25 protein-coding genes are annotated in these 25,937 nt (G+C 65.0%); 18 read left to right on the top strand and 7 right to left on the bottom strand.

Going from position 1 to position 25,937, the window contains the following annotated elements; all coding sequences use genetic code 11:
- Positions 1–24 precede the first annotated feature (24 nt).
- The 7 genes from BLS66_RS06005 (at position 25) to BLS66_RS05975 (ending at position 8,817) form a co-directional block, all read left to right on the top strand.
- Positions 25–2,469, top strand: a complete 2,445-nt coding sequence (locus BLS66_RS06005) for a VirB4 family type IV secretion/conjugal transfer ATPase (protein WP_074725399.1) — start codon at positions 25–27, stop codon at positions 2,467–2,469.
- Positions 2,466–3,311, top strand: coding sequence for a hypothetical protein (locus BLS66_RS06000; RefSeq protein WP_074725398.1), 846 nt, complete (start codon positions 2,466–2,468; stop codon positions 3,309–3,311). The genes BLS66_RS06005 and BLS66_RS06000 overlap by 4 nt, the downstream gene beginning before the upstream one ends.
- Before the next feature lie 71 nt (positions 3,312–3,382).
- Entirely contained in the window at positions 3,383–4,495 is a 1,113-nt protein-coding gene (locus BLS66_RS05995) for a TrbL/VirB6 family protein (protein WP_244152957.1), read from the top strand.
- Entirely contained in the window at positions 4,476–5,057 is a 582-nt protein-coding gene (locus BLS66_RS21045) for a DUF4189 domain-containing protein (RefSeq protein ID WP_143025129.1), read from the top strand. Before BLS66_RS05995 ends, BLS66_RS21045 begins: the two co-directional genes overlap by 20 nt.
- Positions 5,058–5,850: 793 nt before the next feature.
- The gene (locus BLS66_RS05985; protein ID WP_049408130.1) at positions 5,851–6,387 is read left to right on the top strand and encodes a hypothetical protein; all 537 of its coding nucleotides are present in this window, start codon (positions 5,851–5,853) and stop codon (positions 6,385–6,387) included.
- Positions 6,388–6,444: 57 nt separating this feature from the next.
- A complete protein-coding gene (locus BLS66_RS05980; RefSeq protein ID WP_074725397.1) occupies positions 6,445–7,452 on the top strand; it encodes an XVIPCD domain-containing protein in 1,008 nt (335 codons plus the stop codon).
- Positions 7,453–7,548: 96 nt separating this feature from the next.
- Positions 7,549–8,817 carry a hypothetical protein gene (locus BLS66_RS05975; RefSeq protein ID WP_425513286.1) on the top strand — a complete coding sequence of 423 codons (1,269 nt, stop codon included), beginning with the start codon at positions 7,549–7,551 and terminating at the stop codon, positions 8,815–8,817.
- A gap of 52 nt (positions 8,818–8,869) precedes the next feature.
- On the opposite strand, the gene BLS66_RS05970 is transcribed toward BLS66_RS05975, so the two are convergent.
- The 3 genes from BLS66_RS05970 to BLS66_RS05960 are packed head-to-tail and all read right to left on the bottom strand — an operon-like array spanning position 8,870 to position 11,548.
- The gene (locus BLS66_RS05970; RefSeq protein WP_074725395.1) at positions 8,870–10,198 is read right to left on the bottom strand and encodes an XVIPCD domain-containing protein; all 1,329 of its coding nucleotides are present in this window, start codon (positions 10,196–10,198) and stop codon (positions 8,870–8,872) included.
- Complete coding sequence (locus BLS66_RS05965) at positions 10,195–10,848, bottom strand: hypothetical protein (protein WP_053462701.1); 654 nt, start codon at positions 10,846–10,848, stop codon at positions 10,195–10,197. Before BLS66_RS05965 ends, BLS66_RS05970 begins: the two co-directional genes overlap by 4 nt.
- A gap of 43 nt (positions 10,849–10,891) precedes the next feature.
- Complete coding sequence (locus BLS66_RS05960) at positions 10,892–11,548, bottom strand: hypothetical protein (protein WP_074725438.1); 657 nt, start codon at positions 11,546–11,548, stop codon at positions 10,892–10,894.
- Positions 11,549–11,802: 254 nt separating this feature from the next.
- Here BLS66_RS05960 and BLS66_RS05955 point away from each other — a divergent pair, with 254 nt between their 5' ends.
- Positions 11,803–12,321 (top strand): GNAT family N-acetyltransferase, encoded by a 519-nt coding sequence (locus tag BLS66_RS05955; protein ID WP_074725394.1) that lies wholly within the window; start codon positions 11,803–11,805, stop codon positions 12,319–12,321.
- A gap of 21 nt (positions 12,322–12,342) precedes the next feature.
- Here the strand turns inward: BLS66_RS05955 and BLS66_RS05950 are convergent, their stop codons facing one another.
- Both BLS66_RS05950 and BLS66_RS05945 read right to left on the bottom strand, forming a co-directional pair.
- On the bottom strand, positions 12,343–12,780 hold the full coding sequence (locus BLS66_RS05950) for an acetyltransferase (RefSeq protein WP_074725393.1): 438 nt from the start codon (positions 12,778–12,780) through the stop codon (positions 12,343–12,345).
- A 68-nt stretch (positions 12,781–12,848) separates the two neighbouring features.
- Positions 12,849–13,616 (bottom strand): NAD(P)H-dependent oxidoreductase, encoded by a 768-nt coding sequence (locus BLS66_RS05945; protein WP_074725392.1) that lies wholly within the window; start codon positions 13,614–13,616, stop codon positions 12,849–12,851.
- Positions 13,617–13,694: 78 nt separating this feature from the next.
- Here BLS66_RS05945 and BLS66_RS05940 point away from each other — a divergent pair, with 78 nt between their 5' ends.
- The 5 genes from BLS66_RS05940 (at position 13,695) to BLS66_RS05920 (ending at position 17,571) form a co-directional block, all read left to right on the top strand.
- Positions 13,695–14,054, top strand: a complete 360-nt coding sequence (locus BLS66_RS05940) for a winged helix-turn-helix transcriptional regulator (RefSeq protein ID WP_057494659.1) — start codon at positions 13,695–13,697, stop codon at positions 14,052–14,054.
- Between the two features lie 75 nt (positions 14,055–14,129).
- Complete coding sequence (gene tadA, locus BLS66_RS05935) at positions 14,130–14,654, top strand: tRNA adenosine(34) deaminase TadA (protein ID WP_057494658.1); 525 nt, start codon at positions 14,130–14,132, stop codon at positions 14,652–14,654.
- A gap of 74 nt (positions 14,655–14,728) precedes the next feature.
- Positions 14,729–15,301, top strand: coding sequence for an oligoribonuclease (gene orn / locus BLS66_RS05930; protein ID WP_053462697.1), 573 nt, complete (start codon positions 14,729–14,731; stop codon positions 15,299–15,301).
- A gap of 124 nt (positions 15,302–15,425) precedes the next feature.
- The gene (locus BLS66_RS05925) at positions 15,426–16,298 is read left to right on the top strand and encodes an EcsC family protein (RefSeq protein ID WP_074725391.1); all 873 of its coding nucleotides are present in this window, start codon (positions 15,426–15,428) and stop codon (positions 16,296–16,298) included.
- Between the two features lie 157 nt (positions 16,299–16,455).
- A complete protein-coding gene (locus BLS66_RS05920; RefSeq protein ID WP_074725437.1) occupies positions 16,456–17,571 on the top strand; it encodes an alkene reductase in 1,116 nt (371 codons plus the stop codon).
- Positions 17,572–17,960: 389 nt separating this feature from the next.
- Here the strand turns inward: BLS66_RS05920 and BLS66_RS05915 are convergent, their stop codons facing one another.
- Entirely contained in the window at positions 17,961–18,854 is an 894-nt protein-coding gene (locus tag BLS66_RS05915) for a mechanosensitive ion channel family protein (RefSeq protein ID WP_074725390.1), read from the bottom strand.
- A gap of 144 nt (positions 18,855–18,998) precedes the next feature.
- The gene (gene ppsA / locus BLS66_RS05910; RefSeq protein ID WP_074725389.1) at positions 18,999–21,377 is read right to left on the bottom strand and encodes a phosphoenolpyruvate synthase; all 2,379 of its coding nucleotides are present in this window, start codon (positions 21,375–21,377) and stop codon (positions 18,999–19,001) included.
- A 144-nt stretch (positions 21,378–21,521) separates the two neighbouring features.
- Between ppsA and ppsR the strand changes: the two genes are divergently transcribed.
- The 5 genes from ppsR to BLS66_RS05885 all read left to right on the top strand — a co-directional run bounded on the left by ppsR (position 21,522) and on the right by BLS66_RS05885 (position 25,833).
- On the top strand, positions 21,522–22,343 hold the full coding sequence (gene ppsR / locus BLS66_RS05905; protein ID WP_049464808.1) for a posphoenolpyruvate synthetase regulatory kinase/phosphorylase PpsR: 822 nt from the start codon (positions 21,522–21,524) through the stop codon (positions 22,341–22,343).
- A 230-nt stretch (positions 22,344–22,573) separates the two neighbouring features.
- Positions 22,574–23,083 carry a DUF1249 domain-containing protein gene (locus BLS66_RS05900; RefSeq protein ID WP_074725388.1) on the top strand — a complete coding sequence of 170 codons (510 nt, stop codon included), beginning with the start codon at positions 22,574–22,576 and terminating at the stop codon, positions 23,081–23,083.
- 42 nt (positions 23,084–23,125) lie between these two features.
- Complete coding sequence (locus BLS66_RS05895) at positions 23,126–23,614, top strand: NUDIX hydrolase (RefSeq protein ID WP_049466582.1); 489 nt, start codon at positions 23,126–23,128, stop codon at positions 23,612–23,614.
- Between the two features lie 125 nt (positions 23,615–23,739).
- Positions 23,740–24,354: a DUF2239 family protein gene (locus tag BLS66_RS05890; protein ID WP_049466581.1), complete on the top strand. Its 615-nt coding sequence runs from the start codon at positions 23,740–23,742 to the stop codon at positions 24,352–24,354.
- Between the two features lie 117 nt (positions 24,355–24,471).
- The gene (locus BLS66_RS05885; RefSeq protein WP_074725387.1) at positions 24,472–25,833 is read left to right on the top strand and encodes an MATE family efflux transporter; all 1,362 of its coding nucleotides are present in this window, start codon (positions 24,472–24,474) and stop codon (positions 25,831–25,833) included.
- Positions 25,834–25,937 lie beyond the last annotated feature (104 nt).

The following is a 25,937-nucleotide window of genomic DNA, read 5'->3' as shown; positions in this document are numbered from 1 at the left end:
CACTACCTCTTTGGAAGCAGTCGTATGTTCAGCCCTGACACCTCCATCAGTGAGTTCATCCCGTTGTCGTCGCATGTCTCCCCGAACGTGGTCAAGACCACGGGCGGCGACTACCTGCTGACCTGGCATCTGGAAGGGCTGCCGTTCGTCGGCCGCGAGGAGTGGGAGCTGGAGCATCGCCACAACACGTTTAACCGCCTGCTGCAGACGCTGCGCGCACCCGATTTCGTGAACGTGGCGTTCTGGGTGCATGACATCCGTCGTCGCCGCACCCTGAAGGGCAAGAGCAACTACAAGCAGCGCTTCAACCAGGATGTGTCCGATCAGTACATGGGCATGTTGTCCTCACAGCGCATCATGCAGAACGAGCTGTACCTGACCATGATCTACCGCCCCGTGGTGGCGGGTAAGCGCTTCGTCGAGAAGTCGGCGAACGTGGACAAGCTGCGCGCCGAGCAGGAGCAGGCAGTAGAAAAGTTGATGGAGCTGGCCGGCAACGTCGAGGCCGTCATCCGCGACTATGCGCCGTACCGCCTCGGAATGTACGAGGCAAAGAACGGCGTGGTGTTCTCTGAAACGCTGGAGCTGTTCGGCTACCTGATCAATCGCATTGACGAGCCGGTCCCGGTGCTGTCGGCACCCATCAAGGACTACCTGCCGGTCAGCCGGCACATGTTCTCGTCCAAGACCGGTGACTTCGTCATCAATACCCCCAATGGTGCCAACCACTTCGGCGCCATCCTGAATATCAAGGAGTATGCCGAGGGGACTTACCCGGGCATCCTCAACGGCCTGAAGTACCTGGACTACGAGTACGTCATCACCCATTCGTTCAGCCCGATGGGGCGTCAGGACGCACTCAAGGTGCTCGACCGCACCAAGGGCATGATGATCTCCTCCGGTGACAAGGCAGTCAGCCAGATCGTCGAGCTGGACCAGGCGATGGATCAGCTGTCGTCGGGTAATTTCGTGCTGGGCGAGTACCACTTCATCATGGCAGTCTACGGCGACAGCCAGGCCAAGCTGTCGCAGAACGTGGCCACGACGCGCGCCGAGCTGTCCAATGCCGGTTTCGTGTCGACCAAGGAAGACCTGGCGGTTACCTCGTCCTTCTATTCGCAGCTGCCGGCCAACTGGCGCTACCGCACCCGCCTGGCCAATGTCAGCTCGCTGAACTTCCTGGGCCTGTCGCCGCTGCACAACTTCGCGACCGGCAAGCAGCACAACAACCCGTGGGGCGACTGCGTCACCACGCTGCAGACCACCAACGGCCAGCCGTACTACTTCAATTTCCACGCGACCCATCCGTCGGAGAACTCGCTGGGCGAGAAGGCGATCGCCAACACCATGGTGATTGGTAAGTCCGGTACCGGTAAGACCGCGCTGATCAACTTCCTGCTCAGCCAGGTTCAGAAGTACGAGCCGTCACCGACCATCTTCTTCTTCGACAAGGACCGTGGTGCTGAGATTTTCGTCCGCGCCTGCGGTGGTAACTATCTGGCCCTGGAGAACGGCGCGCCGACCGGGTTCAACCCGTTCCAGTGCGAGAACAATGAATCCAACGTGCAGTTCCTGGCCGACCTGATCAAGGTACTGGCCGGCAAGCGTGAGTACAGTGCGCGCGAGGAAGAGGACATCTACCGCGCAGTGGAAAGCATGCTCGATACGCCGATGCACCTGCGCAGCATGACCAACTTCCAGAAGAGCCTGCCCAATATGGGCGACGATGGGCTCTATGCGCGCATGCGCCGCTGGACTTCGGGCAACTCGCTGGGCTGGGTCTTCGACAATCCGGTCGACACCGTTGATCTGAGCAAGGCCAACATCATCGGCTTCGACTACACCGACATCATCGACAATCCCGAAGTGCGCGTGCCGGTCATCAATTACCTGCTGCACCGCCTGGAGTCGTTGATCGATGGTCGTCCGCTGATCTACGTGATGGACGAGTTCTGGAAGATCCTGGACGGCGAGGGTGGCCTGAAGGAATTCGCGAAGAACAAGCAGAAGACCATCCGTAAGCAGAATGGTCTCGGCATCTTCGCAACGCAGAGCCCGGAGGACGCGCTGAAGAGTGATATCTCCGCCGCGCTGATCGAACAGACCGCCACGCTGATCCTGCTGCCGAACCCGAATGCCAGCAAGAGCGACTACATGGATGGCCTGAAGCTGACCGAGGCCGAGTTCAGGGTGGTTACCGCCCTGGACGAGCGCTCGCGCTGCTTCCTGGTCAAGCAGGGTCATGCCTCCAGCGTGTGCCAGCTCAACCTGCGTGGCATGGACGACATCCTTTCAGTGATCTCGGCCTCGACCGACAACATCGACATCATGCATCGGGTGTTGCAGACCGCTGCAGTCCGCAACCGGATCACCGTGGACGAGCTCACGCCGGAACAGTGGTTGGAAGACTTCTACAAGAACCGGAAGGGTTCGGGAAAGTCAACGAACAACAGTGAGGTCGCGGCATGAGTGCTGCCGACGGTGTGAAAAGCGTGAATTCCTTGAATTTCATGGAGAAGAACATGGCCGCCATTCGTATCAGAAAATCATCAAGTGCCACCAACCGCGTCAGGAACACGATGCTGGCGCTGTCACTGGCCGGGATGATGGCTGTTCCTGTTCAGGCCTACACACTTCCTGTTGTCGAGATCGGTATGAATCTCTTCAACGGCACGATGACGGAGGTTCATACCCTTGCGTCGCAGGCAGAGGCATTCGCCGAGTATGGCCTCCAGTACCAACGCTTCTACGAGACCACTCAGAACTGGCTGCAGAAGCTTGCCAAATTCCAGCAGATCATTGCGTCTCCTAATATGCCCGGTGGCATCAAGCTGACGCCTGTTGAGGCGGATTGGAATGTGGCTGAGCGATGCGGTCTCGGGGTGGTCGGCGGCATCGGCGATCTGCTTTCGGCGATGAAGCTCAACCCCAAGGGGGACATCGCTGCGCAGCAGAAGCAGATATGTGCAGCGATCCAGATGATTGAAAACAAAAAGTACAATGAAACCATTGCTGTTGTTCAGGATACGCTGCCGCAAATGCGTTCCGTGCTCGACAAGATCAAGGACATCCGGAATCTGACATCCACTGAAGGTGGGATGACCGAGACAATGGCGAATACCCAGGTGTCCGATGCCTATATGAAGGCGGATTTTGCGGCCTGGGAAACCCAGATAAAGATGTATGACCGCCAGATCTCCGCGCTGGAGAGCCAGCAGCAGTTCCTGACGGAACGAGCACTTAAAGGTACCCGCTCTCCGCTTGGAACTGTGGTAAAGGCTGCGGCCCTCAAGGGTGCACTGTCGCTGTAATACCGAAATCGGCCTTCCGGGGTCGTATTCAATTATTGGGTGAAGTCATGAGTCTAGGGATGGTGGGCGGCATGTTTGGTTCAAGTGCGCTGGATATGCTGCAAAACCTGCACGTGACGTCGTCGGTTGGCGACTTCATGTTCTTTCGTCTGATCCTCGATTATCTCCACAAGGAGATTGCGGATTTCGGTATCGCATTGCTCGGGAGAATGATGAAGTGGGTTGGGGCCATCGCGCTGACGCTCATGACGCTTTGGGTTCTTATCCAGGGCTTCCGGATAGCGACGGGTCGCAGCCGGGACTCGATGATGATCCTTGTCACCAACATGGCGAGGGCAGCGTTGATCGTGTCGGTAGCTACTACCATGGCCATGTTCGGTCGCGACCTTCATACGTTCCTGAATAAGGATGTGAAGAACGAGATTACTCAGGTCATCACCGGCAAGAAGGACTCTCCGGAGGATCTCATCGATGAGAATCTTGGCTATATGCAGCTTGCCTTGGCTTCAGTGGACACGTTGGACGTGGTGGGTGATGTGACCTTGGACAACGCCAAGACGCGGGCCATGTGGTTCATCGGCATGGGAACCGGCGGACCTGCAGTGACAGCGGGCTCCATGTTGCTTCTCTATGAGGTTGCATTAGCCCTGTTCATTGGCCTTGGGCCATTGTTCATTCTTTGTCTGCTATTTGATCAGACCAAGCAACTTTTCCAGAAGTGGCTGATGTATGGCATAGGCACGATGTTTTCGATGGCGGTGTTGGCTGCAATGACTGCGATCGCGATGAAGATGGTTGCAAAGGTTGCGCTGGCCTTCTGGGGCTCGACCCTGCTCGGCAGCCTGATGGGTGAGAACTTCACCGAAGGCATGTCCAGCATGGCCTTGCAGCAGGGCGGTATGGGTTTGATTTTGACGACGTTGATTCTCACTTCGCCGCCGATGGCTGCGATGTTCTTCCAAGGCACCTTGGGTAGCTTCATGGCCTATTCGCAGATCGGTGGTTCGCCTGCCGCGCAACCCGGACCGCAAGGACAGCCACCTGGTTCGGTGGCTAGCGCGCCTGCGCAAGCTAGCGCTCCCAGCGAAGTGAGTGCTACCCGAACCGTAGTTGCGGCGCCGAATTTCTCCGCCGTCAGTACTACCCCTGCGGGCAGCCGTGGAAATGCGCATAACCCCAACTGATCCAAGAGCTATGAGAGGTATCTATATGCGTAAGGTTCTGCTCGCTCTCTTTACTCTCATGGTCATGGGTGGGTGGGGCTTTGTGGGAACTGCTACTGCAGAGGGAAACTGTCCGCCTGGCTTTTACCCAATCGGAGGACAGGGTGTTCAAGGGTGCGCTCCGATTCCTGGCGCCAATACCGGGGCGACGGAGCGAGGGGGGGCTTCGAAACCACGGATGCGCTATATGGATCAATGGGGGGCCATAGCGTTTTCTGAGACTACGAGCGACGCGGGTGATGTAGTCGGTCGCGATAGCGAGGCTCTAGCTGAGTCCGAGGCCTTGCGACAATGTGGTAGGAATGGGGCGCGCGACTGCAAGATGATCCTGAAATACAGAAACCAATGCGCCGCTTGGGTGATGCCCTCGGAGAATAGAGCGGGTGCGGCAGGTGGTTTGGGGACTGGTTCCTCGGAGGCTCTCGCAGTGGTGGCGGCCAAAAAGAACTGTGCCGATCCATCCCAGAAGGGATGCCACGTCGTATACAGTGCGTGCAGTCTCCCCGTTTTAGTGAGAGGGTGAACTACAGCGTTGAAGAAGTATGGCCGGCAGAAGGCTGTGACCTGTCGAGTGAGTGTGGAGTGCAAAACTGACAAAGTGGCTGAGATTTGAGCGGTCAGATGCGCTTGATAGATGCTTATTCGTTTGAATGACGATGTACTTGTAGTCCAGCAGTGCTTGAGCTGTAAGTAGGCTGATGCTCGACTTCTATACCGTTGGCGCGAACGGGGTTCTACGGTGTCGGATTCCGCGCGCGTGTCCTGGTGTCCTGGTACGTCCACAGGTGTGTTTGCGGACACGGCAGGGGCTCCTTGCTTGTGATTGGTCTTCAGGAGTGACTGAGCAGAACGTGCCTCGACGCATCCCTTAGGGAGGGTCCTGCGGGCTCTGATGCAGTTCCAGATCAGACTGACATTGACTCTTGTGAAAGCCGCCGGCCAGTTCCGTTGGGCTTTGCACTTTCAATCCGTTCCGGCTGCTATCAGCCTTCGATTCGGCAACTAGTCGCGCTAACCGCACTTTTTTGTGATCAAGTGCGCTTTTCATCCCAAGCCCCCTTCGACGAGCCCCGCCTCCTCGAAGTAAGCTGCGTGCGCGTCAAAATCCCGACGCGCCGGTGCCATCGAACGCAGGAGCTTTTCCGTCCATGAGGACTGTGTCCCCCCGCAGTGCGGGTGACGCTTGCCACCATCGCGGTTGCCGTGGGCTCGGGGCTATCATCCGCCATGGCGGCCGCCGGGCACGTGCGGGGCATCGCCCCGTTTCCGGCCTCCGCTCGGGAACTGGCAAGACGGGATTGAAGGAGTTGCAGGGGATGGAGAAGGGGAGTGGCACGCACATGGACAATGCCCTGGCGTTCGTTCCGTCCGGCGCGAACCTGCTGGAAGCCGTACGCGGCGATCTGACCGGCAATGGTTTCCAGGACCAGCTCCTGGTGATCGACCAACCTCCTCCGGAGGGCTTGCTGCCCGGCGAGCACGGACCGAACCGGGTCCTGCTGTTGCTGCTGGGCGATGCCACGGGCCGCTGGCAGCTGGCGGCACGCAACGACAAGCTGGTGCCGTGCTCAACGCGCGGTGGCATTGCCGGTGACCCCTTCGCCTACGTGACGATTGAAGACGGCGCGTTCAGCGTGATCACCAACGGCGGCAGCCGCGAACGCTGGAGCAGCGTCTACACCTTCCGGTATGCACCTGCCGAGCAGGCGTGCTGGGTGCATGGCGTGCAGCGCAAGGTGGTGGACACCGAAACCGAAGCGACCCACACGCGCGATTTCTCCGCGGCCGAGCTTGGCCGGGTGCGGTTCGAGGATTTCGATCCGTCCGTCGTCGCCGACGTGAGCTTGCCCTGAGTGCCATGCCTGTGAGGAGGCGGGAGTATCCAACGATGATCGAGCAGGAGTTTCACCGTGTCGCAGGATAGGGAGTCGTTGCTGTTGCGGCAGGCCACGGAGGCCGGCATGACTTCGTCCCGGGAACTGGCCAACTTCATGGCGCAGGCCGGGCATGAATCCCGGGGCTTGAGCCGTCTCAACGAGAGTTTCAACTTCACCCGGGGCATCTCGCAGATCCCGGTGGAAGCGGCGTGGCGCAATGGCAACGCTGCGCTGGAGAGCGCCCGCCAGGAAGCGCTGCGTGGCCGCCCGGAAAACCTGGCTGAGCTGATGTACGGCGGGCGCATGGGCAACGACGCGCCTGGCGACGCGCTGAAGTATCACGGCCGCGGCTATCTGCCGCTGGTCGGCAAGGAGAACTATGAGCGTGCCGGCAAGGCGCTGGAACTGGACCTGGTGAATCACCCGGAACTGGCCGCGCAGCCCGAGCACGCAGGTCGCATTGCCGTGTGGCAGTGGCAGACGCGGGTGCCGGAGGCGGCACGCGAGGATGTGCGCGAAGCCACGCGTGCCCTGAATGGCGCGCTCAACGGCATCGAAGCCCGCCAGCAGCGTTTTGACGTGTGGCAACAGAAGCTGACCCCCGATGTGATGGCGCGCCTGGAGCGCGGCGAAGTGGGGGCGCCTGCCCAGCAGGCAACGGGACGCGACATGTCGCAACCGGGCGAGCCGGGATACACGCTGTTCTCGGGAGCGCGCCAGCACCTGCAGCAGATGGGGCCGCAAAGCGGTCTGCGCAGCGTGCAGGAACTGGACAATGCAGCCGGCGCACTGGCGCTGAGCGCGCAGAAGGCGGGGATGTCGCGCATCGATCATCTCCTGGCTGGCAACGACGGCCGCACGTTGTTTGCCGTGCAGGGCGCGCTGGGTGACCCGGCCATGCTGCGCGCTTCGGTCGATCGCGAACAGGCGGCGCAGCAGCCGCTGGCGCAGAGCAGCCAGCAGTTGGCGGCCAGCGTCGCCCAGCAGGACCCGGCGGCCGCGCTCGCCCGCGAGCAGGAGCAGCGTTCTCGATCCCTGTAACACCGATGCCGGCGGGCAGGGTGCCCGCTGGTGCTTTACGTACGACGCGTGGCGCCCTGTGGCGCCGACATGGAAACCCACCCGTAAGGACACCACATGCGAATCGTTCCCCCGAATGCCCGGCACGCCGCGGCCCGCTGCAATGCATCCGTGCGCCGCCTGCCGCCGCTCTGGCTGCTGTCACTTGGACTTGCCGCAGCGTCGGCACAGGCTCAGGAGGCAGCGGCGCCCGTCGTGGAGACGCACCCCGCTGCAGAGGCAACTGTCGACGCGCCTGCAGGGGCGGCGCCCGTTACAGCGCCCGCGGCGGCCGACGCCGTTGTCGTGGCGCCGGCTCCCGAAGTACCGGCTGCCGTGATACCCCCTGCGACACCCGTGGTGGACACGCAGCCGGCGCCGGCTTCGGACCCGGCGCCCGCGCCCGTTGCGCCCGCAGCGGCGGCGCCTGTGGCTGCACCGCCTGCCGCCGTCGAGCCAACCGTTCCGGCGGTAGCACCCGCTCCGCCCGCATTGGCCATCGTGCCGTTGCCGCCCGAGCAGGCGACCGGGCGGGCGCTCGGTGCCCGTTGCCCGGTGGATCTGGCCGGGCGGCTGGCGACCCAGGGCGACCTGCTGATCGGCGCCTGCCAGGGCACGATGCCGGCGCATCTGGCCGCGCTGCTGGTCGCGCTGCCCGAGCAGGACATCCACTTGCCGCGCGCCTGGCGCGAGCGCGAGGTGCGGCAGAAGGCCTGGTTCAAGGCGGTGCCGGGCTACGGCCAACGCCCGGATTTCATCGCGCGGATGGGTGATATCTGGGTGCGCTCGCTGGAAGGGCGCGATGCCGACAGCACGTTCTATCTGGTGTCGGCGCCGTTCACCTGCAGCGACCAGGTCGCCAACCGCGGTGAGTACGGCGCGGAGCCGGTCCGCGTGCCAGCGGGTGATTGCCGCGAGGCCTATGTGGCACAGCGCGTGTACCAGGTCCGCGGGGACGCGGCGCCGCGGGATGTGACTGCCGATGCGTTGCCGGCCATGCCGCCGGTGACGGACGCCGACCGTGCGCGACAGCTGTCGCGTGAGGGCCGGCTCAATCTGGACCACAGCAAGTTGCAGTACGGCCCGGCCTTGCGTTGGTTCGTGCAGTACCCGGAAACGGCGCAGAAGGGCGGTCCGCGCGCCTACAGCGACTGGAACCGCGAGCACATCGCGTTCGTGGTCTGGACCGGCGATCGCTTCGAGCTGCGCGAGAAGGTCGCACGCGCGCAGTGGCCCTGTGATCCGGTGGCACCCGGCGATCGTGCCTGCGGTGCATTCCCGGATTCCGGCCCGGATCCGTTCGTGACTGCCGGAGGAGCCGTGCCAATGGCGGCCTCCAGCCCCTGAGCCGGCGTGCCGAAGGGTGCGGGAGCCGGGGTGAGTGGCTCCCGCGCCGCCATCAGGCCTGCAGGCTGCGGGTCTGATGCTGCTGCTGTTCCAGCTGTTGGTCGCGCTCCAGCGCAAGCCGCTGGCCTGCGGCCTGCTGGTCGATGCGCTGGCTGCTCTGTTCCAGTGGGGTGTTCATCGCCACTGCTGTATCCACCGACACGCGAAGGTGGGCGGGATCGCCGCCCTGGCCCTGCACGGCGAAGCTGCGCGAGGCATCGGCATTCATGACCACTTCGTCGATGCGCTTGCCGCCCGCTGCGTGCATTTCGGCGGCCAGGCTGCCGGCCAGCTGCGTGCTCATTACGTCCGGTACCCGGCCGACGCGGACGTCCTGCGCATGCACGCCACGGATCGCGTCGTTGAACAGTGGGTTGCCCACATGGTTGGGATCGTCCATGCGCAGCATGCTGGTGTGATGGCCATTCTTCTCGGCTTCGCGACGTGCCGGCTCACCGGGCTGCAGCGGGCCGCGGATGTGGTCGTACAGATCGACGGCGCCGCCCGGAATGCCGCGCGCCGCGCGGGTGACACCGCGGCGCAGTGATTCAACGTCGTCGCGGTACTCCTCGATCATCCTGGCGTTGTCTTTTGCCAGCTTCTGCGTTTCCGGGTGTTGCAGCACCGAGCCGTCACCGAGGAAGTTGCCCAGCTTGTGCGCGCCGAACGAGCTGCCTGCGGCGATGATCGGCCGGTCGGGGATCAGGGCGCGCAATGAGTGATTGCTGAAGCCGTTCGCGGCAAGCGTGCTGATTTCGTTCGGCCTGGCGTAGATGCGCACCTGGCCGAAGTGCGGCGACGCCGCGCTGACCGGATCGGAGGCCATGACATGGTTGATCATGGTGTTGCCGCCTTCCGGGATGCGGTAGCTGAGGCTGACCGCGCCATAGGCGTTGAAGGTTTCGCCCTTGACGTTGAAATGGTGCGAGGTGATCTGGGCCAGCGCGCCGCCGAGGGAGTGACCGGTGACGGTGACCTGGGGGGCATGTCCGCCATTCAAGCGTCCCTGCAATGCGGCAGTTTCGAGTGTTCTCTGTGTCAACGCGATCGCGTCCGGCGCCTGCACATTGGTGCGCGCAACCACCATGCCGCCATCGGTCAGAATCGCGTCGCGAGCTATCTGCTCGGTGCCACGATGCGCAATGACGATCTCTTTGCTGTCTACGCGCTGATAGACGGTCCCTTGATAGCCGTTGAGACGATTATTGACATGCTCAAGAATCTTGTACTCATGGCCGTTTAAGGTGACTTTCTCTTCTTGGCCGGGTTCACGTCGGCCGACGGCCCGATCCTTGTAGGCGTCATCAGATAACGCAGCGTAATCCTGGGAGGTGATGGTCACGGCGCCACCTCACTTGCGGAGAGGGTGATCGTAAACAGCTTGTCCTGAAGATCAGGGGCGTAATTGCTGCGATCGGGCTCGCCACTGGCGGGAAAATTGGGAACGCGATCTGCCTTCGGATAGACCAGATCCGGATAGTAGAGCGTATGCGCGCCACCTTCGGTCAGTGGCTTGGCGTCAACGAAGGTTAGGAAGCGGGTCTCTTCTTCAGCGCCCGTCGCCTTCAACATCGCCCCAGCACCAGTGAACTCCCAGTGGCACACGCCGCGGCCGTAGTAGTCCTCATCCAGCATGCGGTCCACATAGAGCGTGCCCCGGTACTCGCCATCGGCGACCTTGCGCAGTTCCACCGGCTCCTGGCTGGTGATGCGTGCGGCCGTGCCGGTGGCCGGCTCGATGTGGCCGCACTGGTCTTCGTTGGTGACGTCGTACTGTGCGACGCCTTCGACCACCGCAAAATCGCCGGGGGCGTCCTTCAGGCGCAGTACCAGTTCATAGGCCTTGCGCGGGCTGGGGTTGAGCTTGGCGAGGCCGCGCCCACCCTGGGCGACATCGGCTTCAGCAGCGGCACGTTCCTGGTTCATGGCGGTCTCCGGATGGCAGGCGGTCAACAGAAGCAGAGCAAGGCACGGAATCATCTTGTGGCGCAATGTCGGCCTCCTGGTGTGTAGGGGGAAATGTGGCACTGGCAGCTCATGGCGCGAGCGTCCGCACAGTGGTTGTGGTCGAGAACAGCGCGTCGCGCAGTTCCTCCTTGTAGGCCGACGGATCTTCTTTGCCGCTGGCAGGGAAGTTGGCAGCGAGCTCGGCGCGGGGATAAGCAGTCTTCGGATAGTAGAGAGTCAACGGCGATCCCGCGTCCATGCGCTTCTTGTCGATGAACGTAAGGAATCGCGTATCAGCTTCGCCGGTCGTGGCACGCAACATCGCGCCAACGCCGGTCAGCGTCCAGTGGCACGTACCGCGATCGTAATAGTCCTGGTCCTGCATGCGGTCGAGGTAGAACGTACCGCGGTATTCGTTCTCGCCCGTCCTGCGCAGCTCCACCGGTTCCTGGCTGGTGATGCGGCTGGCCGTACCGGTGGACCAGATGACCCGCCCGCAGTCTTCGTAGTTGCTGACGTCATACTGGGCCACGCCCTCAACAACCGCGAACGGGCCCGGTGCGTCCTTCACTGTCAGCACCAGTTCGTAGGCCTGCTTCGGCGCCGGGTTGAGCCTGGCCAGGCCGCGTCCACCCGCAGCAACGTCGCGCTCGGCATCGGCATAAGGTGAGCACGCGGCCAGCGGCAATAGCGCGATCAACGCCAACAACGGCCGTCCCCTGTGTTCGCGCTGTGCTACATCCATGGCCCGGTCCTGCATGGCGCGTCCATGTCCATATATCCTTCCTGGGTGACAGGTTTTCCGATTATGGAGCGTGCCGGCAAGCCATTGCCACCAGGCGCGCCATGTTTTTGACGCGCCGGCGGGTGCTACCTCGTGCGTATCGCCTGCGCCGTGGGCGATCCGGCGCTTTCGCTGGCGTTGCGTGCGACGCAGGCTTTTCTGCAGATGTGTGATTCAAATCAATAATTCACATTTCCATCACAGAGACGGGCGCCATGAATTACACGATTCGGCCTGAGTCCAGTAAAGATCGGGCAAGCATCCACGCACTCACTGAGGCGGCCTTCCGCGATGTGCCGCACAGCAGCCACACCGAGCAGTTCATTGTCGATGCGCTGCGTTCGCGTGGAGAGCTGAATCTTTCGCTGGTCGCCGAGAAGGACGGGCAGGTCGTCGGGCACATCGCCCTGTCGCCGGTGACAATCACCGATGGCAGCACCGGCTGGTTTGGCGTGGGGCCCATCTCGGTGCTGCCCGGATGCCAGGGGCAGGGCATTGGCGCAGCGCTGATGCACGCGGCGCTCGACGCATTGCGTAGGCAGGGCGCGCAGGGCTGCGTCGTGCTGGGGGAGCCGTCCTACTACGGGCGGTTCGGGTTCCATGCCGAACCGGGCCTGGTACTGCCGGGTGTTCCAGCAGCGTACTTCCAGGCCGTCTCTCTGGTGCCGCCGATCGCGCAGGGCGAAGTGCGCTACTCAGCGGCATTCGAGGCAAACGCCCCGCCCGTGGATTGACCCCCGCCGCCGGGGCTGATCTCAGCCGTCGTACCGGAGATGGATCAGTGGATACGGGCGGCCCTGCGAATCCAGCGGTGAACGTCCGGTTTCGACGAAGCCCATGCGCTGGTAGAAGCCGACGGCCTGCGCGTTCTGTTCGTTGACGTCGGTACTGAGCTGCGGATGCAGGGCCAGCGCATGCTGCAGCAGTCGCCGGCCGATACCGGTACCGCGCACGTCAGGATCGATGAACAGCGCTTCCATGTGCGTACCATCGATCAGCATGAAGCCAAGGGGGCGGTCCTGAGCGTCGACGGCCACGGTCATCGGCGCCAGCGGCAGGAAACCGGCGACTTCGGCGTCGATGGCCTGGCGGTCTTCTGCGCTGAGGAAGTCGTGGGTGGCGTCGACGGCGCGGCGCCAGAGGTCGACGAGGGCGGCGCCGTCGTCGGCGCGCGAGGCGCGAAGGGTGGTCATGGGTTCACCAAGGTGCTTTCAATGGGCACGTAGTATCGCGCGTCCCGATCCAGCGTGCAGACCTGGATTCATCCGGCGTTGCGATGGCGGATGAAGGAGCTGTAGGTGGTGGCCTCCGCGCGCAGCACCACGCCGTCCTCGAATTCCGCGCTGTCGTTGAAGGGCACGGTGGGCCACTGCGTCCAGTGCGCCAGGCGTTCGCGGTAGTAGTGCGTTGCTGCAGCCAGTGCCTCGTCGTGTGCCTGCGCGCGCTCCGGTGCCAGCCCGGAACGCACGCCGTGCACCACATGCGGTTCCATCACATCGAAGCCGACGTAGCGCAGGCTGTACATCAACGGCCACAGCAACAGGCGGGTATCACCCTCACGGCCATCCACCGCGCAGGCCCGCGCCGAAGCGCCGGTGGTGACGCTGAGCAGGGCACGCTTGCCGCGCATCGCGCCGTCTTCGTGGCGCAGGCGGCTGTTGTACATCGGCCCGTAGACCAGTACGCGGTCCAGCCAGCCCTTGAGGATTGCCGGTGCCGAAAACCACCACAGCGGGAACTGCAGGATCACCCGATCGGCAGCGCGCAGCAACTGCAGATGGCGCTGCACATCGGCGGGTAGCCGGCCCTGTTCGGCGCCATGACGCTGTTCGCGCTGGGCATCGAAGCGGTCGGGCTGCAGGCGCCTTGCATGATGATGGGTCGCTTCCAGCGGATCGAAGCCTTCCGCATACAGGTCGACCACGTCCACCTGCAGGGCGTCATGGCGCAGCTGTTCGGCGGCCTGCGCGGCCAGGTAGGCGTTGAACGAGCGGGGTTCGGGATGGGCAAGCAGGATCAGGGCGCGCATGGGGCGAGGTGTTGGTGGAGTGTGCGACCATCCTCGCGATGCCGGAGTGCCCCGGCAATTACGCACCTTGAGGTAACCATGGCCTGTCCGGGCGATGTCTATGCCGCCGATTGTTCGGCACGTGATGCGCTGGCGCTGATCTCCGGCAAGTGGGTGATGCTGCTGTTGCCGGCACTGTCGCAGGGGCCGCTGCGCAATGGCGCGCTGCTGCGGAAGATCGAAGGCATCTCGCAGAAGGTGTTGACCCAGACCCTGCGGCAGCTGGAGCGCAATGGCCTGGTCGAGCGGTGTGAGCTGGGCAAAAAGCCACTGCATGTGGAGTACCGGCTGACCGAAGTCGCGCGTGGCCTGGTTGACACGCTGTCCGCTCTGGACCGTTGGGCCGAGCACAACTTCCCGGCACTGGACGCCGCCCGCGAGCGCTTCGACGCACGCTAGCGGCGCCTGCACGGCCGCGGGCGTACAATGCGGCCCCAGCGGCCATCCTGGCCCTGCAGACACGCGAGAACCGCCATGACCGATGCCCTGGGTGTACCGGTGCACGACGCCGATGAACGCTGGATGCGCCACGCGCTGGCCCTGGCCGAGCGCGCGCAACGCGAGTTCGATGAGATTCCGGTCGGTGCGGTACTGGTGGGCGCCGATGGCCAGCTGCTGGGCGAGGGCTGGAACCTCAACATCGCCTCGCACGATCCCAGCGCGCATGCCGAGATCGTGGCGATGCGGGCCGGTGGCACGCGGCTGGCCAACCATCGGCTGCTGGGCAGCACTCTGTACGTGACCCTGGAACCCTGCGCGATGTGCGCGATGGCGATCGTGCATGCACGCGTTGCCCGCCTGGTCTACGGCGCCAGCGACCCCAAGACCGGTGCCTGCGGCAGCGTGTTCGACCTGCTGGGCGATGCGCGCCACAACCACCGGGTGGAAATCCACGGCGGGGTGCTGGCCAAGGAGGCGAGCACGCGCCTGACCAATTATTTCCGCGCCAAGCGCGGCAAGCCGCCGCTGTTGCTGGAAGACCACGCCGGCGAGCGCTGAGGAGCGACAGGGTATGATGGGTGCCCCTTTCCTTCACCGGTAGGCCGTGCGCCTGCCCAGCAACGAGGCGACACATGGCGGACAACGGCGCGGCCAACGAGCGGCTGATCTGGATCGACCTGGAAATGACCGGGTTGGATACCGATAACGATTCGATCATCGAGATCGCCACCGTGGTCACCGACGCGCAGCTCAACGTGCTGGCCGAGGGTCCGGAATTCGCCATCCACCACCCGCTGGAAACGCTGGAAGCGATGGACGAGTGGAACCGCAATCAGCACCGCCGTTCCGGCCTGTGGCAGCGCGTGCTGGACAGCACCACCACGCTGGGCCAGGCCGAAGCGCAGACGGTGAACTTCCTGGCGCAGTGGATCCCGGCAGGCCTTTCGCCGATGTGCGGCAACTCGATCTGCCAGGATCGCCGCTTCCTGCACCGCCAGATGCCGAGGCTGGAGAAGTACTTCCACTACCGCAACCTGGACGTGTCCACGGTGAAGGAACTGGCCAAGCGCTGGGCGCCGAGCGTGGCTGCCGGCGTCGGCAAGAACAGCAACCACACCGCGCTGAGCGACGTGCACGACTCGATCGCCGAACTGCGCCACTACCGCCAGTTCATGGGCGCGCTGTCGGGGTTGCCGGCTGCCTGAACGACGCCACCGGGTGACACGCCAAGGGGTAGTTGCCGGCCGCTGGCCGGCAAGGCACCGGATCCGCCCCTTCTGGCGTGACCCGCGACGAACCGTTCAACTACCGGGCGCTAAGATCGGCGCCATGAACGAGCCGATCCTGCTTCCCCGCGACATTGCCCACGACGCCCGCGACTGGTCCGACCTGCAGCGGGCGGTGGCGCTGCTGGAAGCGCCGACCCTGACCGCGCGCATGGCGAACCTGGTCGGCATGCCACTGGAGTTCGCGGTGAAGGCGCTGCCCAAGGCGGTCTCGGGCCGCATCCACGGTGCGGTGCAGGCGGCGCTGTCCAAGTCCGCGCAGGCGGCCCTGTGGAGCATGGACAACACCCCTGGCAAGGGCGCATCCACGCGCTGGCACAAGGTGGCGGCGGCGACGTCAGGCGCGGTCGGAGGCGCCTTTGGCTTCGCGGCACTTTTCATCGAACTGCCGGTATCGACCACGATCATGATGCGGGCGGTGGCCGACGTGGCCCGCAGCGAGGGCTTTGACCTGTCCGAGTTCAGCACCCGCCAGGCGTGCCTTGAGGTATTCGCGCTGGGCGGCAACTCGCCGCGTGATGACGCCAGCGAGACGGGCTATTACCTGGCCCGCGGCTTCACGACCGATGTGATGCGCCATCTCTCGGCCGAGCTGGCCGGGCGGGTGGTGACCGGCCGCGACCTGACCTTGGGCGTGGCGCCGAAGGAAGCCGGCAAGCTGCTGGCGAAGCTGGTGGAGAAGGTGGCGGCGCGCTTTGGCGTGGTCGTTACCGAGAAGTTCGCCGCGCAGGCGGTGCCGATCGTCGGTGCCGCTGCCGGCGCAACACTGAACACCATGTTCACTGACTACTACCAGGACATGGCGCGCGGCCACTTCATCGTGCGCCGGCTGGAGCGCAAGTATGGTGAGGACGTGGTACGCACCTGCTATGACCGCGTGGCGCATGGCGGCGTGCTGATCGAACCCACGCTATAACCGGCTTCGGGGTCGGAGCCCGTTCCGCAGGAAGGGGCTCTGAGCCCCGGCCGGCCATCCTTGCCTTGAGGGAACAACTGTTTTGCCAGTGCGTGCCTGTTGCGTGGCCGCCGCCATCCCCATCCTTGCCGGCAGTCCCCTGCAAGAGATTGCCGCCATGCTGTTCACTCCCCACCGCCTGGGCGCGCTGACGTTGCCCAACCGCATTGTGATGCCGCCGATGACCCGCTCGCGCTCGTCGGCCGGCAACGTGCCCACTGCCGAAATGGCCACGTACTACGCGCAGCGTGCCGGCGCCGGCCTCATTGTCAGCGAGGGTACCCAGATCAGCGCGCAGGGCCAGGGCTACGCCTGGACCCCGGGCATCCACAGCCCGGAACAGGTGCAGGGTTGGCGCCAGGTGACTGACGCCGTGCACGCCGCCGGTGGCCGCATCTACGCCCAGCTGTGGCATGTCGGCCGGGTCTCGCACGTGGCGCTGCAGCCGGGTGGCGCCGCGCCGGTGTCGTCGTCGGCGTTGTTGGCGGAAGGCGTGAAGGTATTCGTCGACCCGACCGGGGCAGGTCCCGAAGCCGGGGTGGGCGAAATGATCCAGCATTCGATGCCGCGTGAGCTGCGCGAAGATGAGATTCCGGGCGTCGTCGCCGATTTCGCGCAGGCCGCGCGCAATGCGCTGGACGCAGGCTTCGATGGCGTGGAGTTGCACGGTGCCAATGGCTACCTGATCAACCAGTTCATCGACTCGCAGGCCAACCAGCGCACTGACGGCTATGGCGGCGCGTTGCAGAACCGGCTGCGGTTCCTGCGCGAGGTCGTGCAGGCGGTGGTCGCGGTGGCCGGCGGTGACCGCGTCGGCGTGCGCCTGGCGCCGCTGACCACGCTGCAGGGCGCGGTGGACGATACGCCGCAGGCGACCTATCTGGCGGCCGCGCATCTGCTGGGTGAGCTGGGCGTGGGTTACCTGCACGTTGCCGAAGCGGATTGGGACGATGCACCGTTGATGCCGGTGGCGTTCAAGCAGGCGCTGCGCATGGTCTACCCGGGTACGCTGATCTACGCCGGCAAGTACACCGCCGAGCGCGCCGAGCAGGCACTGGCGGAAGGCTGGGCTGACCTGATCGGCTTCGGCCGTCCGTTCATCGCCAACCCGGATCTGCCGGAGCGACTGCGTACCGGTGCGGCGCTGAATCCGCCGGATCGCGCGACGTTCTTTGGCGGTGGCGCGGTCGGCTTCACCGATTACCCGACGCTGGAAGAGAGCGTCGCGGCCTGATCCTGGGCGCTGCCGGCCAGCGGCCGGCACTACCAGTGGGCGAGGGGTAGTGCCGGCCGCTGGCCGGCATTTCAGTCAGGTGGCGAGGGGGTAGTGCCGGCCGCTGGCAGGCATTTCAGTCAGGCGGCGAGGGGATAGTGCCGGCCGCTGGCCGGCATTTCAGTCAGGCGGCGAGGGGGTAGTGCCGGCCGCTGGCCGGCATTCCAGTCAGGCGGCGAGGGGGTAGTGCCGGCCGCTGGCCGGCATTTCAGTCAGGCGGCGAGGGGGTAGTGCCGGCCGCTGGCCGGCATTTCAGTCAGGCGGCGAGGGGTAGTGCCGGCCGCTGGCCGGCATTTCAGTCAGGCGGCGAGGGGGTAGTACCGGCCGCTGGCCGGCATTCCACTGCCGGATCACGGCTTGTCGCGCACCAACGCGTCGGCCTCAACCACGCCGCCATCCTTGCCGTGCAGGTACAGATGCATGTCCTGCTGCGGGTAGGGGATGTTGATGCCGGCCTTGTCATAGCCCAGCTTCAGCTGCTCCAGCAGCGTGACCTTGGTACCAAACCAGTCGGCCGATTTCACGTAGCAGCGGATGCCGAGGTTGATGGCGTGCGCGCCCAGCTCGTAGACCACCACGTCCGGTGCGGGGGTCTGCAGCACGCGCGGGTCGGCCTTCATCAACGCCAGCGCGGTATCGCGTGCCAGCTGGATGTTGTCCTCATAGCCGATGCCGATCACCAGCTCGACGCGGCGCGTCGGTTCGGCGGTGAGGTTGATGATCGGTGCGGCAGTGATCAGCGTGTTCGGAATGGTGGTGTGCTGGTTGTCGGCACCGGTGAGCACGGTCTGGAAGATGCGCACTTCGCGCACCGTGCCGGTCTGCCCGGCCACGGTCACCACATCGCCCACGCGGAACGGTCGCAGCGTCACCAGCATCACGCCCGAGGCGATGTTGGACAGCGAATCCTTCAATGCCAGGCCTACCGCCAGACCGGCCGTGCCGAGCACGGCCAGCAGCGGGGTGATTTTCACGCCGAGCGTGTCGATGGCCAGCAGCGCCACGATCACGAGTGAGGTGGCATAGACCACGTTGCGCAGGAAGCTGCCCAGCATCGGGTCCACGCCCATGCGCGCGGTGGCGCGCGGCATGGCATTGGACAGGCGACGTGCCACCCACAGGCCCACCAGCAGCACTACGATGGCGGCCAGCAACGGCACGCCGTAGGTTTCCAGCAGCCGCTCCCAGTCGAGCGAGTGGAACCAGGGCGTTGCGGCGGGGGCGGGTGGTGCGGCGGCGATCATGCGGAAGTCCTTTGCTGCGTAGCGATGTCTGCGTGGGGCAGGGCGTGCGTGACGCCAGAAACAGCAAGCCCCGCAAAGGCGGGGCTTGCGTGCAGCAGCAGTATGGGCGGACGTCGATGAAAGCGACGTCAGCCTCTCACAGCATCAGCCGTTGGCCTTCAGCTTGGCCAGGCGCAGCCAGGTGTCGACCACGGTGTCCGGGTTCAGCGACACCGACTCGATGCCTTCCTGCATCAGCCATTCGGCCAGATCCGGGTGATCGGACGGGCCCTGGCCGCAGATGCCGACGTACTTGCCCTTGGCGCGTGCAGCCTTGATCGCCATCGACAGCAGCTTCTTCACTGCCGGGTTCCGTTCGTCGAACAGGTGCGCGACGATCGACGAGTCGCGGTCCAGGCCCAGGCTCAGCTGGGTCAGGTCGTTGGAGCCGATCGAGAAGCCGTCGAAGATCTCCAGGAACTCATCGGCGAGCAGTGCATTGGACGGCACTTCGCACATCATGATGATCTTCAGGCCGTTCTCGCCCTGCTTCAGGCCGTTCTGCTCCAGCACCTCGACGACCTTGCGGCCTTCTTCCAGGGTGCGCACGAACGGAATCATGACCCACAGGTTGTCCAGGCCCATTTCGTTGCGCACGCGCAGCACGGCCTTGCACTCCAGCGCAAAGGCGGCCGAGAAGCTCGGGTCGACGTAACGGCTGGCGCCGCGGAAGCCGATCATCGGGTTCTCTTCGTGCGGCTCGTAGTTGCTGCCGCCGATCAGGTTGGCGTACTCGTTGGACTTGAAGTCCGACAGGCGCACGATCACTGGGTTCGGTGCAACCGACGCGGTGAGGGTGGCGATGCCTTCGGCCAGGCGGTCGACGTAGAAGCTGACCGGGTCACCGTAGCCGGCGATCTTCTCGTCGATCTTCTTCTTCGTTGCCGCGTCCTGGCGGTCGTATTCCAGCAGCGCGTTCGGGTGGATGCCGATGTGGCTGGCGATGATCATTTCCAGGCGGGCCAGGCCGATGCCGGCGTTCGGCAGCTGGCCGAAGTCGAAGGCACGTTCCGGGTTGGCCACGTTCATCATGATCTTTAGCGGTGCCGGCGGCATGTTGCCCAGATCGGTGGTGGTGCGCTCGAAGCTCAGCTTGCCTTCGTAGATGAAGCCGGTATCACCTTCAGCGCAGCTGACGGTGACCAGCTGGCCATCTTCGACGACCTTGGTGGCGTTGCCCGAGCCGACCACGGCCGGCACGCCCAGCTCGCGCGCGATGATCGCGGCGTGGCAGGTGCGGCCACCACGGTTGGTGACGATGGCCGAAGCGCGCTTCATCACCGGTTCCCAGTCCGGATCGGTCATGTCGGCGATCAGTACGTCGCCCGGCTGCACGCGGTTCATGTCGTCCAGCGTCTTCACCACGCGGGCCACGCCCGAACCGATCTTGGCACCGACGGCGCGGCCCTCGGCCAGCACGTTGCCGCCCTTTTCGGTCAGCGCGAAGCGCTCGATCTGGGTGGCGTGGCTGCGCGACTTCACCGTTTCCGGGCGCGCCTGCACGATGAACAGCTTGCCGCTGACACCGTCCTTGGCCCACTCGATGTCCATCGGGCGGCCGTAGTGCTTTTCGATCACCAGCGCCTGCTTGGCCAGTTCCTGCACGTCCTCGTCGCTGATCGAGAAGGTGTTGCGCAGTTCGGCCGGGGTATCTTCGATCCTGACGCGCTCACCCGGAACATCCGAATACACCATGCGGATCGCCTTGCTGCCGAGCGAGCGGCGCAGGATCGCCGGCTTGCCGGCCTGCAGGGTGGGCTTGTAGACGTAGTATTCGTCCGGGTTGACCGCGCCCTGCACGACCATTTCGCCCAGGCCGAACGAGGAGGTGACGAACACCACGTCGCGGAAGCCGGACTCGGTATCCAGGGTGAACAGCACGCCGGAGGAGCCGACCCCCGAGCGCACCATCAGCTGCACGCCGGCGGACAGGAACACGTCCTCATGCTTGAAGCCGTGGTGCACGCGGTAGGCGATGGCACGGTCGTTGTACAGCGAGGCGAACACTTCCTTGACCTTGTGCACGACGTCGTCGGCACCGGTGACGTTGAGGAAGGTTTCCTGCTGGCCGGCGAAGGAGGCATCCGGCAGATCCTCGGCGGTGGCCGACGAACGCACGGCCACGGCCACGTCGCCGCCGCCGTTGTCGGCGCTCAGCTTGGCGTAGGCGGTGCGGATGTCCTGGTCCAGCTGCGGCTGCAGCGGTGCATCGATCACCCAGCTGCGGATTTCCTTGCCGGCGGCGGTCAGCGCAGTGACGTCCTCGACGTCCAGCGTGGCCAGCTTGTCGAAGATGCGCTTGGACAGGTCGTTGTGCGCGATGAAGTCCTTGAAGGCTTCAGCGGTGGTGGCATAACCGCCCGGCACCGAAACGCCCAGACCGGCCAGGTTGCCGATCATCTCGCCCAGGGACGAATTCTTGCCGCCTACGCGGGCCAGATCGGCCAGACGCAGTTCGTGCAACCACAGGATGTTCTCGTTCAAGCGCGATGCTCCGTTTGGCCATCGCCCGAGGCGGGCTGAGTGGCCGCGTCCGTAGGAAGAAGCCGATATGATGCCGGGCAGAGCACCGTCGGCACAAGCTTGTGCTGGCGGCCTTTTTAAGCTTCGTAGGGGGTAAAAGCGCGCATGTCGACCATCCGTCCGGTGTTCTACGTTTCCGATGGAACCGGTATCACCGCTGAAACCATTGGGCATAGCCTGCTGACCCAGTTCTCCGGGTTCAGCTTCATTACCGACCGGATGTCATTTGTCGACGACCCTGAAAAGGCGCGTGAAGCCTGTGCCCGGATCCAGGCGGCGGGGGAGCGCTACCAGGTCCGGCCGATCGTGGTGAACTCCTGCGTGGACCAGAGCCTGAGCCTGATCCTGGCTGACAGCGGTGCCCTGATGCTGGATGTGTTCGCGCCGTTCATCGAGCCGCTGGAGCGCGAACTGGCCAGCCCGCGCCTGGCCCGGGTCGGCCAGGCCCATGGCATGGTCGATTTCGATACCTACCATCGCCGCATCAACGCGATGAACTTCGCCCTGACCCATGACGATGGCATTGCGGTGAACTACGACGATGCAGACGTGATCCTGGTGGCGGTGTCGCGCGCCGGCAAGACGCCGACCTGCATCTACCTGGCCCTGCACTACGGGGTTCGCGCAGCCAACTACCCGCTGACCGACGAGGACCTGGAAAGCGACCGCCTGCCGCCTCGCCTGCGCAACTACCGGCGCAAGCTGTTCGGCCTGACCATCGACCCGGACCGTCTGCAGCAGATCCGCCAGGAGCGCCGTCCGAACTCGCGCTACGCCAACCTGGAAACCTGCAAGCGCGAGGTGGCTGCGGCCGAGACCATGTTCCAGATGGAGCGGATCCCGACCCTGAGCACCACCCATACCTCGATCGAGGAGATTTCCAGCAAGGTGCTGGCCACGCTGGGGCTGCAGCGCGAGCTGTATTGATCGTTTCCCCGCGCTGCGGGGCTGCCGGCCAGCGGCCGGCACTACCGCGGTGGCAGCGACTCCCGCGCTGCGAGGCTGCCGGCCAGCGACCGGCACTACCGAGGTGGCAGCGACTCCCGCGCTGGGGGGCTGCCGGCCAGCGGCCGGCACTACCGCGATGAAAGCGACCGACGGGTTGGCTGTGGGTTGAGGCGCCCCCACGTTGTAGCACCAACGTGTAGGATCGACCCATGGCCCAAGCCTTGCCCCGTACCGAACGCATTCCCCGCCTGAGCCGGCTGAGCTGGCTCATGGGCCTGTACGCGGAAAACTACCGTCATCTGGTACGCCTGTTCGAGCCGGCGGGACTGGTGGCGGGCAGCTACATCTCCTCGATCGGTGACGGCCTGGATGTGCGCCTGGACGTGATCGAATGCCACCGCTACACGGTGGAACTGCGCCTGACCTACGACCTGGCCGACCCGGTCACCGGTGAGCCGGACCCGTCGGCCTACGTCCGCCTGTACCGTGATGCGCGCCAGGCCGAGACCACCCATTGCTACGTCGGCCGTCGCTGGCAGGACACCATGGGCCTGTATCCGCCACCGGCGGAGTTGATCAGCCATCGCATGCGGATGAACACCTTCCTCGGCAAGTGGCTGGAATACCTGGCCGAGCGCGGCCACGGCGTCGCCACGCTGCGCCGTGACCCCGATGGCGCCGGTGCGCCTGCCGAGCGCCGCCTGTCGCTGGTGCGCTGATCGGCCATAATCCAAGGCTGACCTGCCGCTGGATGCCGCCCCATGCCGTACACCCCGATCGTCGCCACCCTGGGCTACGTGCTGTCGCCTGATCGTCGCCAGGTGCTGATGATCCACCGCAACACCCGTCCGGGTGACCACCATCTGGGCAAGTACAACGGGCTGGGCGGCAAGATCGAAGCGGACGAGGACGTGGCCGCCAGCATGCGTCGCGAGATCGCCGAGGAAGCCGGCATCGACTGCACCGGCATGCGCCTGCGCGGCACCCTCAGCTGGCCGGGTTTCGGCAAGCATGGTGAAGACTGGCTGGGCTTCGTGTTCGTCATCGACACCTTCGAAGGCACCCCGCACGGCGGCAACCATGAAGGCACGCTGGAATGGGTGGACCTGGACAAGCTGGACACGCTGCCGATGTGGGAGGGCGACCGCAACTTCCTGCCGCTGGTGTTCGACACCGACCCGCGCCCGTTCCACGGCGTGATGCCGTACAAGGACGGCCGCATGGTCAGTTGGTCCTACAGTCGGCTGTGACCCGGCGAATCGGGGAGGTGCCCACCCGAGGCTGGCACGCTTTTCCGGATAATTAATGCCCGGGCAATATTGACGTCGACAAATTACCCGGGCAATATTTGTGCATCGCCTCTGATGCCCTTGCCATGCCTGCGTCCCGTCTTCCTCCTTTCAGTTGTTTCGACGGCCATCGCCTGGTCGCTTCCGGCACCCCGGAAGTGGCTGCGCTTGCCCTCAAGCAGCTGCGCGCCAGCAACGCGGCCGGGCCGTTGCTGGTGTTCGACAACGCCACCGGCCATACCCGTGATTTCGATACGCGCGGCAGTGATGCAGAACTGCTGTCGCGGGTAAGTGCAGCGTTTCCCGCCGTGGAGACGGATGCCGAGGTCATTGCCGAAGACGCACCCGCGGCCCCGCGTGGCCGTGGCCGCCCGAAGCTGGGCGTGGTAGCGCGCGAAGTGACGTTGCTGCCGCGCCACTGGGCATGGCTGGCAGAGCAGCCGGGCGGCGCCTCGGTGGCACTGCGGAAACTGGTGGAGGCGGCCAGCCGCGCCGGTGCGGACAAGGACCGCCGGCGTCGCGATGCCGAGCGCGCCTATCACTTCCTGCAGACCATCGCCGGTGACCTGCCGGGCTTCGAGGAGGCCATCCGCATGCTGTTCGCGCATGACCGCGCGGGCCTGGAAGCGGTGCTGCATTCCTGGCCCAGGGATGTGCGCGACCACGCCCTGCGCCTGGCGTTCGACAGCGCCGACGGCTGAACCATCGCGCCGTCGTCGCGCGGCGGCGCCACCTGATCGCGGGCCACGGCCCGCTCCCCTGTGCTTGCTTTGCTGGCGGAAACGCCGGGCAGGGCAGCGCCTTGCCCAGAGAACCCCATGAACGCCCCTGTACATCCCACGCCCCCGGCCGCGCCGCCTCTGTGGCGCACCTACCTGGCCCTGCTGCTGCCGATGCTGCTGACCAACGCGCTGCAGCTGGCCGCAGGCACGCTGGACAACATCTACCTCGGTCATCTGCTCGGGACGCAGGCGGTGGCCGCCGCGGCAGCATTCTTCCCGGTCTTCTTCCTGCTGCTGGCCCTGGTGATGGGCCTGGCGACCGGCGCGATGGTGCTGATCGGCCAGGCCTGGGGCGCGCACCGGCCGCAACAGGCGCGGGCGGTGGCCGGCAGCGCGGTGGCGCTGATCCTGCTGCTGTCGGTGCTGGTGATGGCTGTGGGCGGCGGTGTTGCGCCACGCCTGCTGACCGCGCTGGGCACACCGGCACCGATCCTCGGCGAGTCCATCGTCTACGCGCGCGTGCTGCTGCTGGCTGCACCTGCGTTCTTCCTGCTGTGGCTGGCCACCGCCGTGAGTCGCGCGGTGGGCGATGCGAAGACGCCCCTGCAGGCGCTGCTGTTGGCCACCCTGATCGGCCTGCTGTGCACGCCGCTGCTGATTCTGGGATGGGCCGGCCTGCCACGGCAGGGCGCAGCCAGTGCGGCCGTATCGGCGGCGTTGGCCTCCCTGCTGGCCCTGGGCTGGCTGCTGTGGCGCTGGCGCCGGATAGGGCATCCGCTGGCACCGGGCCGTGAGCTGCTGCGTGCGATTCGTTTCGATGGCGTACTCATCCGTTCGATGCTGCGCATCGGCCTACCGTCTTCGCTGCAGATGCTCAGCCTGGCCATCGCCGAAATCGTGTTGCTGGCCTGGATCAACCGCTACGGCTACACCGCTACGGCCGCCTACGGTGTGGTCAACCAGCTGATGAGCTGGGTGCAGCTGCCGGCGATGTCGCTGGGGATCACCGCCACCATTCTCGCGGCGCATGCGGTGGGTGCTGGGCGGACGGCACGGCTGCCGGCCATCGCCCGCGCCGGGGTGCTGCTTGGACTGGCGACGCTGGGCATGGTGGTGGTGCTGGTTGTGGTGCTGGCGCCCGGGCTGACCGGGCTGATCCTGGCGGCGACCGAAGTGCGCGAGCTGGCTGCGTCGCAGCTGCGCACTGTGGTGTGGGGCGTACTGGCGATGGGAGTCAGCGCCGTGCTGGTGGGAGTAATGCGCGGCAGCGGCACGGTATGGCGGCCAGCGTTGCTGGGCATGACGGCGGTCGTGCTGGTGGAGCTGCCGCTGGCGATGTGGCTGCAGGCGCGGCACGGCCTGGCGGGCCTGTGGTGGGCGTGGCCGCTCGGATTGGCGGCGATGCTGGTGATGCAGGTGATGTGTTTCGCCCGGTGGCGGCGGGTGCACGCTGGGTAGTGCCGGCGGCCGGCATTCCGGAAGGGCAGGGGCAGCCGGCCAGCGGCCGGCTCTACCACGTCAGGGCAGGGGCAGCCGGCCAGCGGCCGGCTCTACCACTTCAG

Source organism: Stenotrophomonas pavanii, from assembly GCF_900101175.1.
GTDB classification, from domain to species: Bacteria; Pseudomonadota; Gammaproteobacteria; order Xanthomonadales; family Xanthomonadaceae; genus Stenotrophomonas; species Stenotrophomonas pavanii.
The sequence above is the reverse complement of the archived record's forward strand: the minus strand, read 5'-3'. Positions and strand labels throughout refer to the sequence as shown.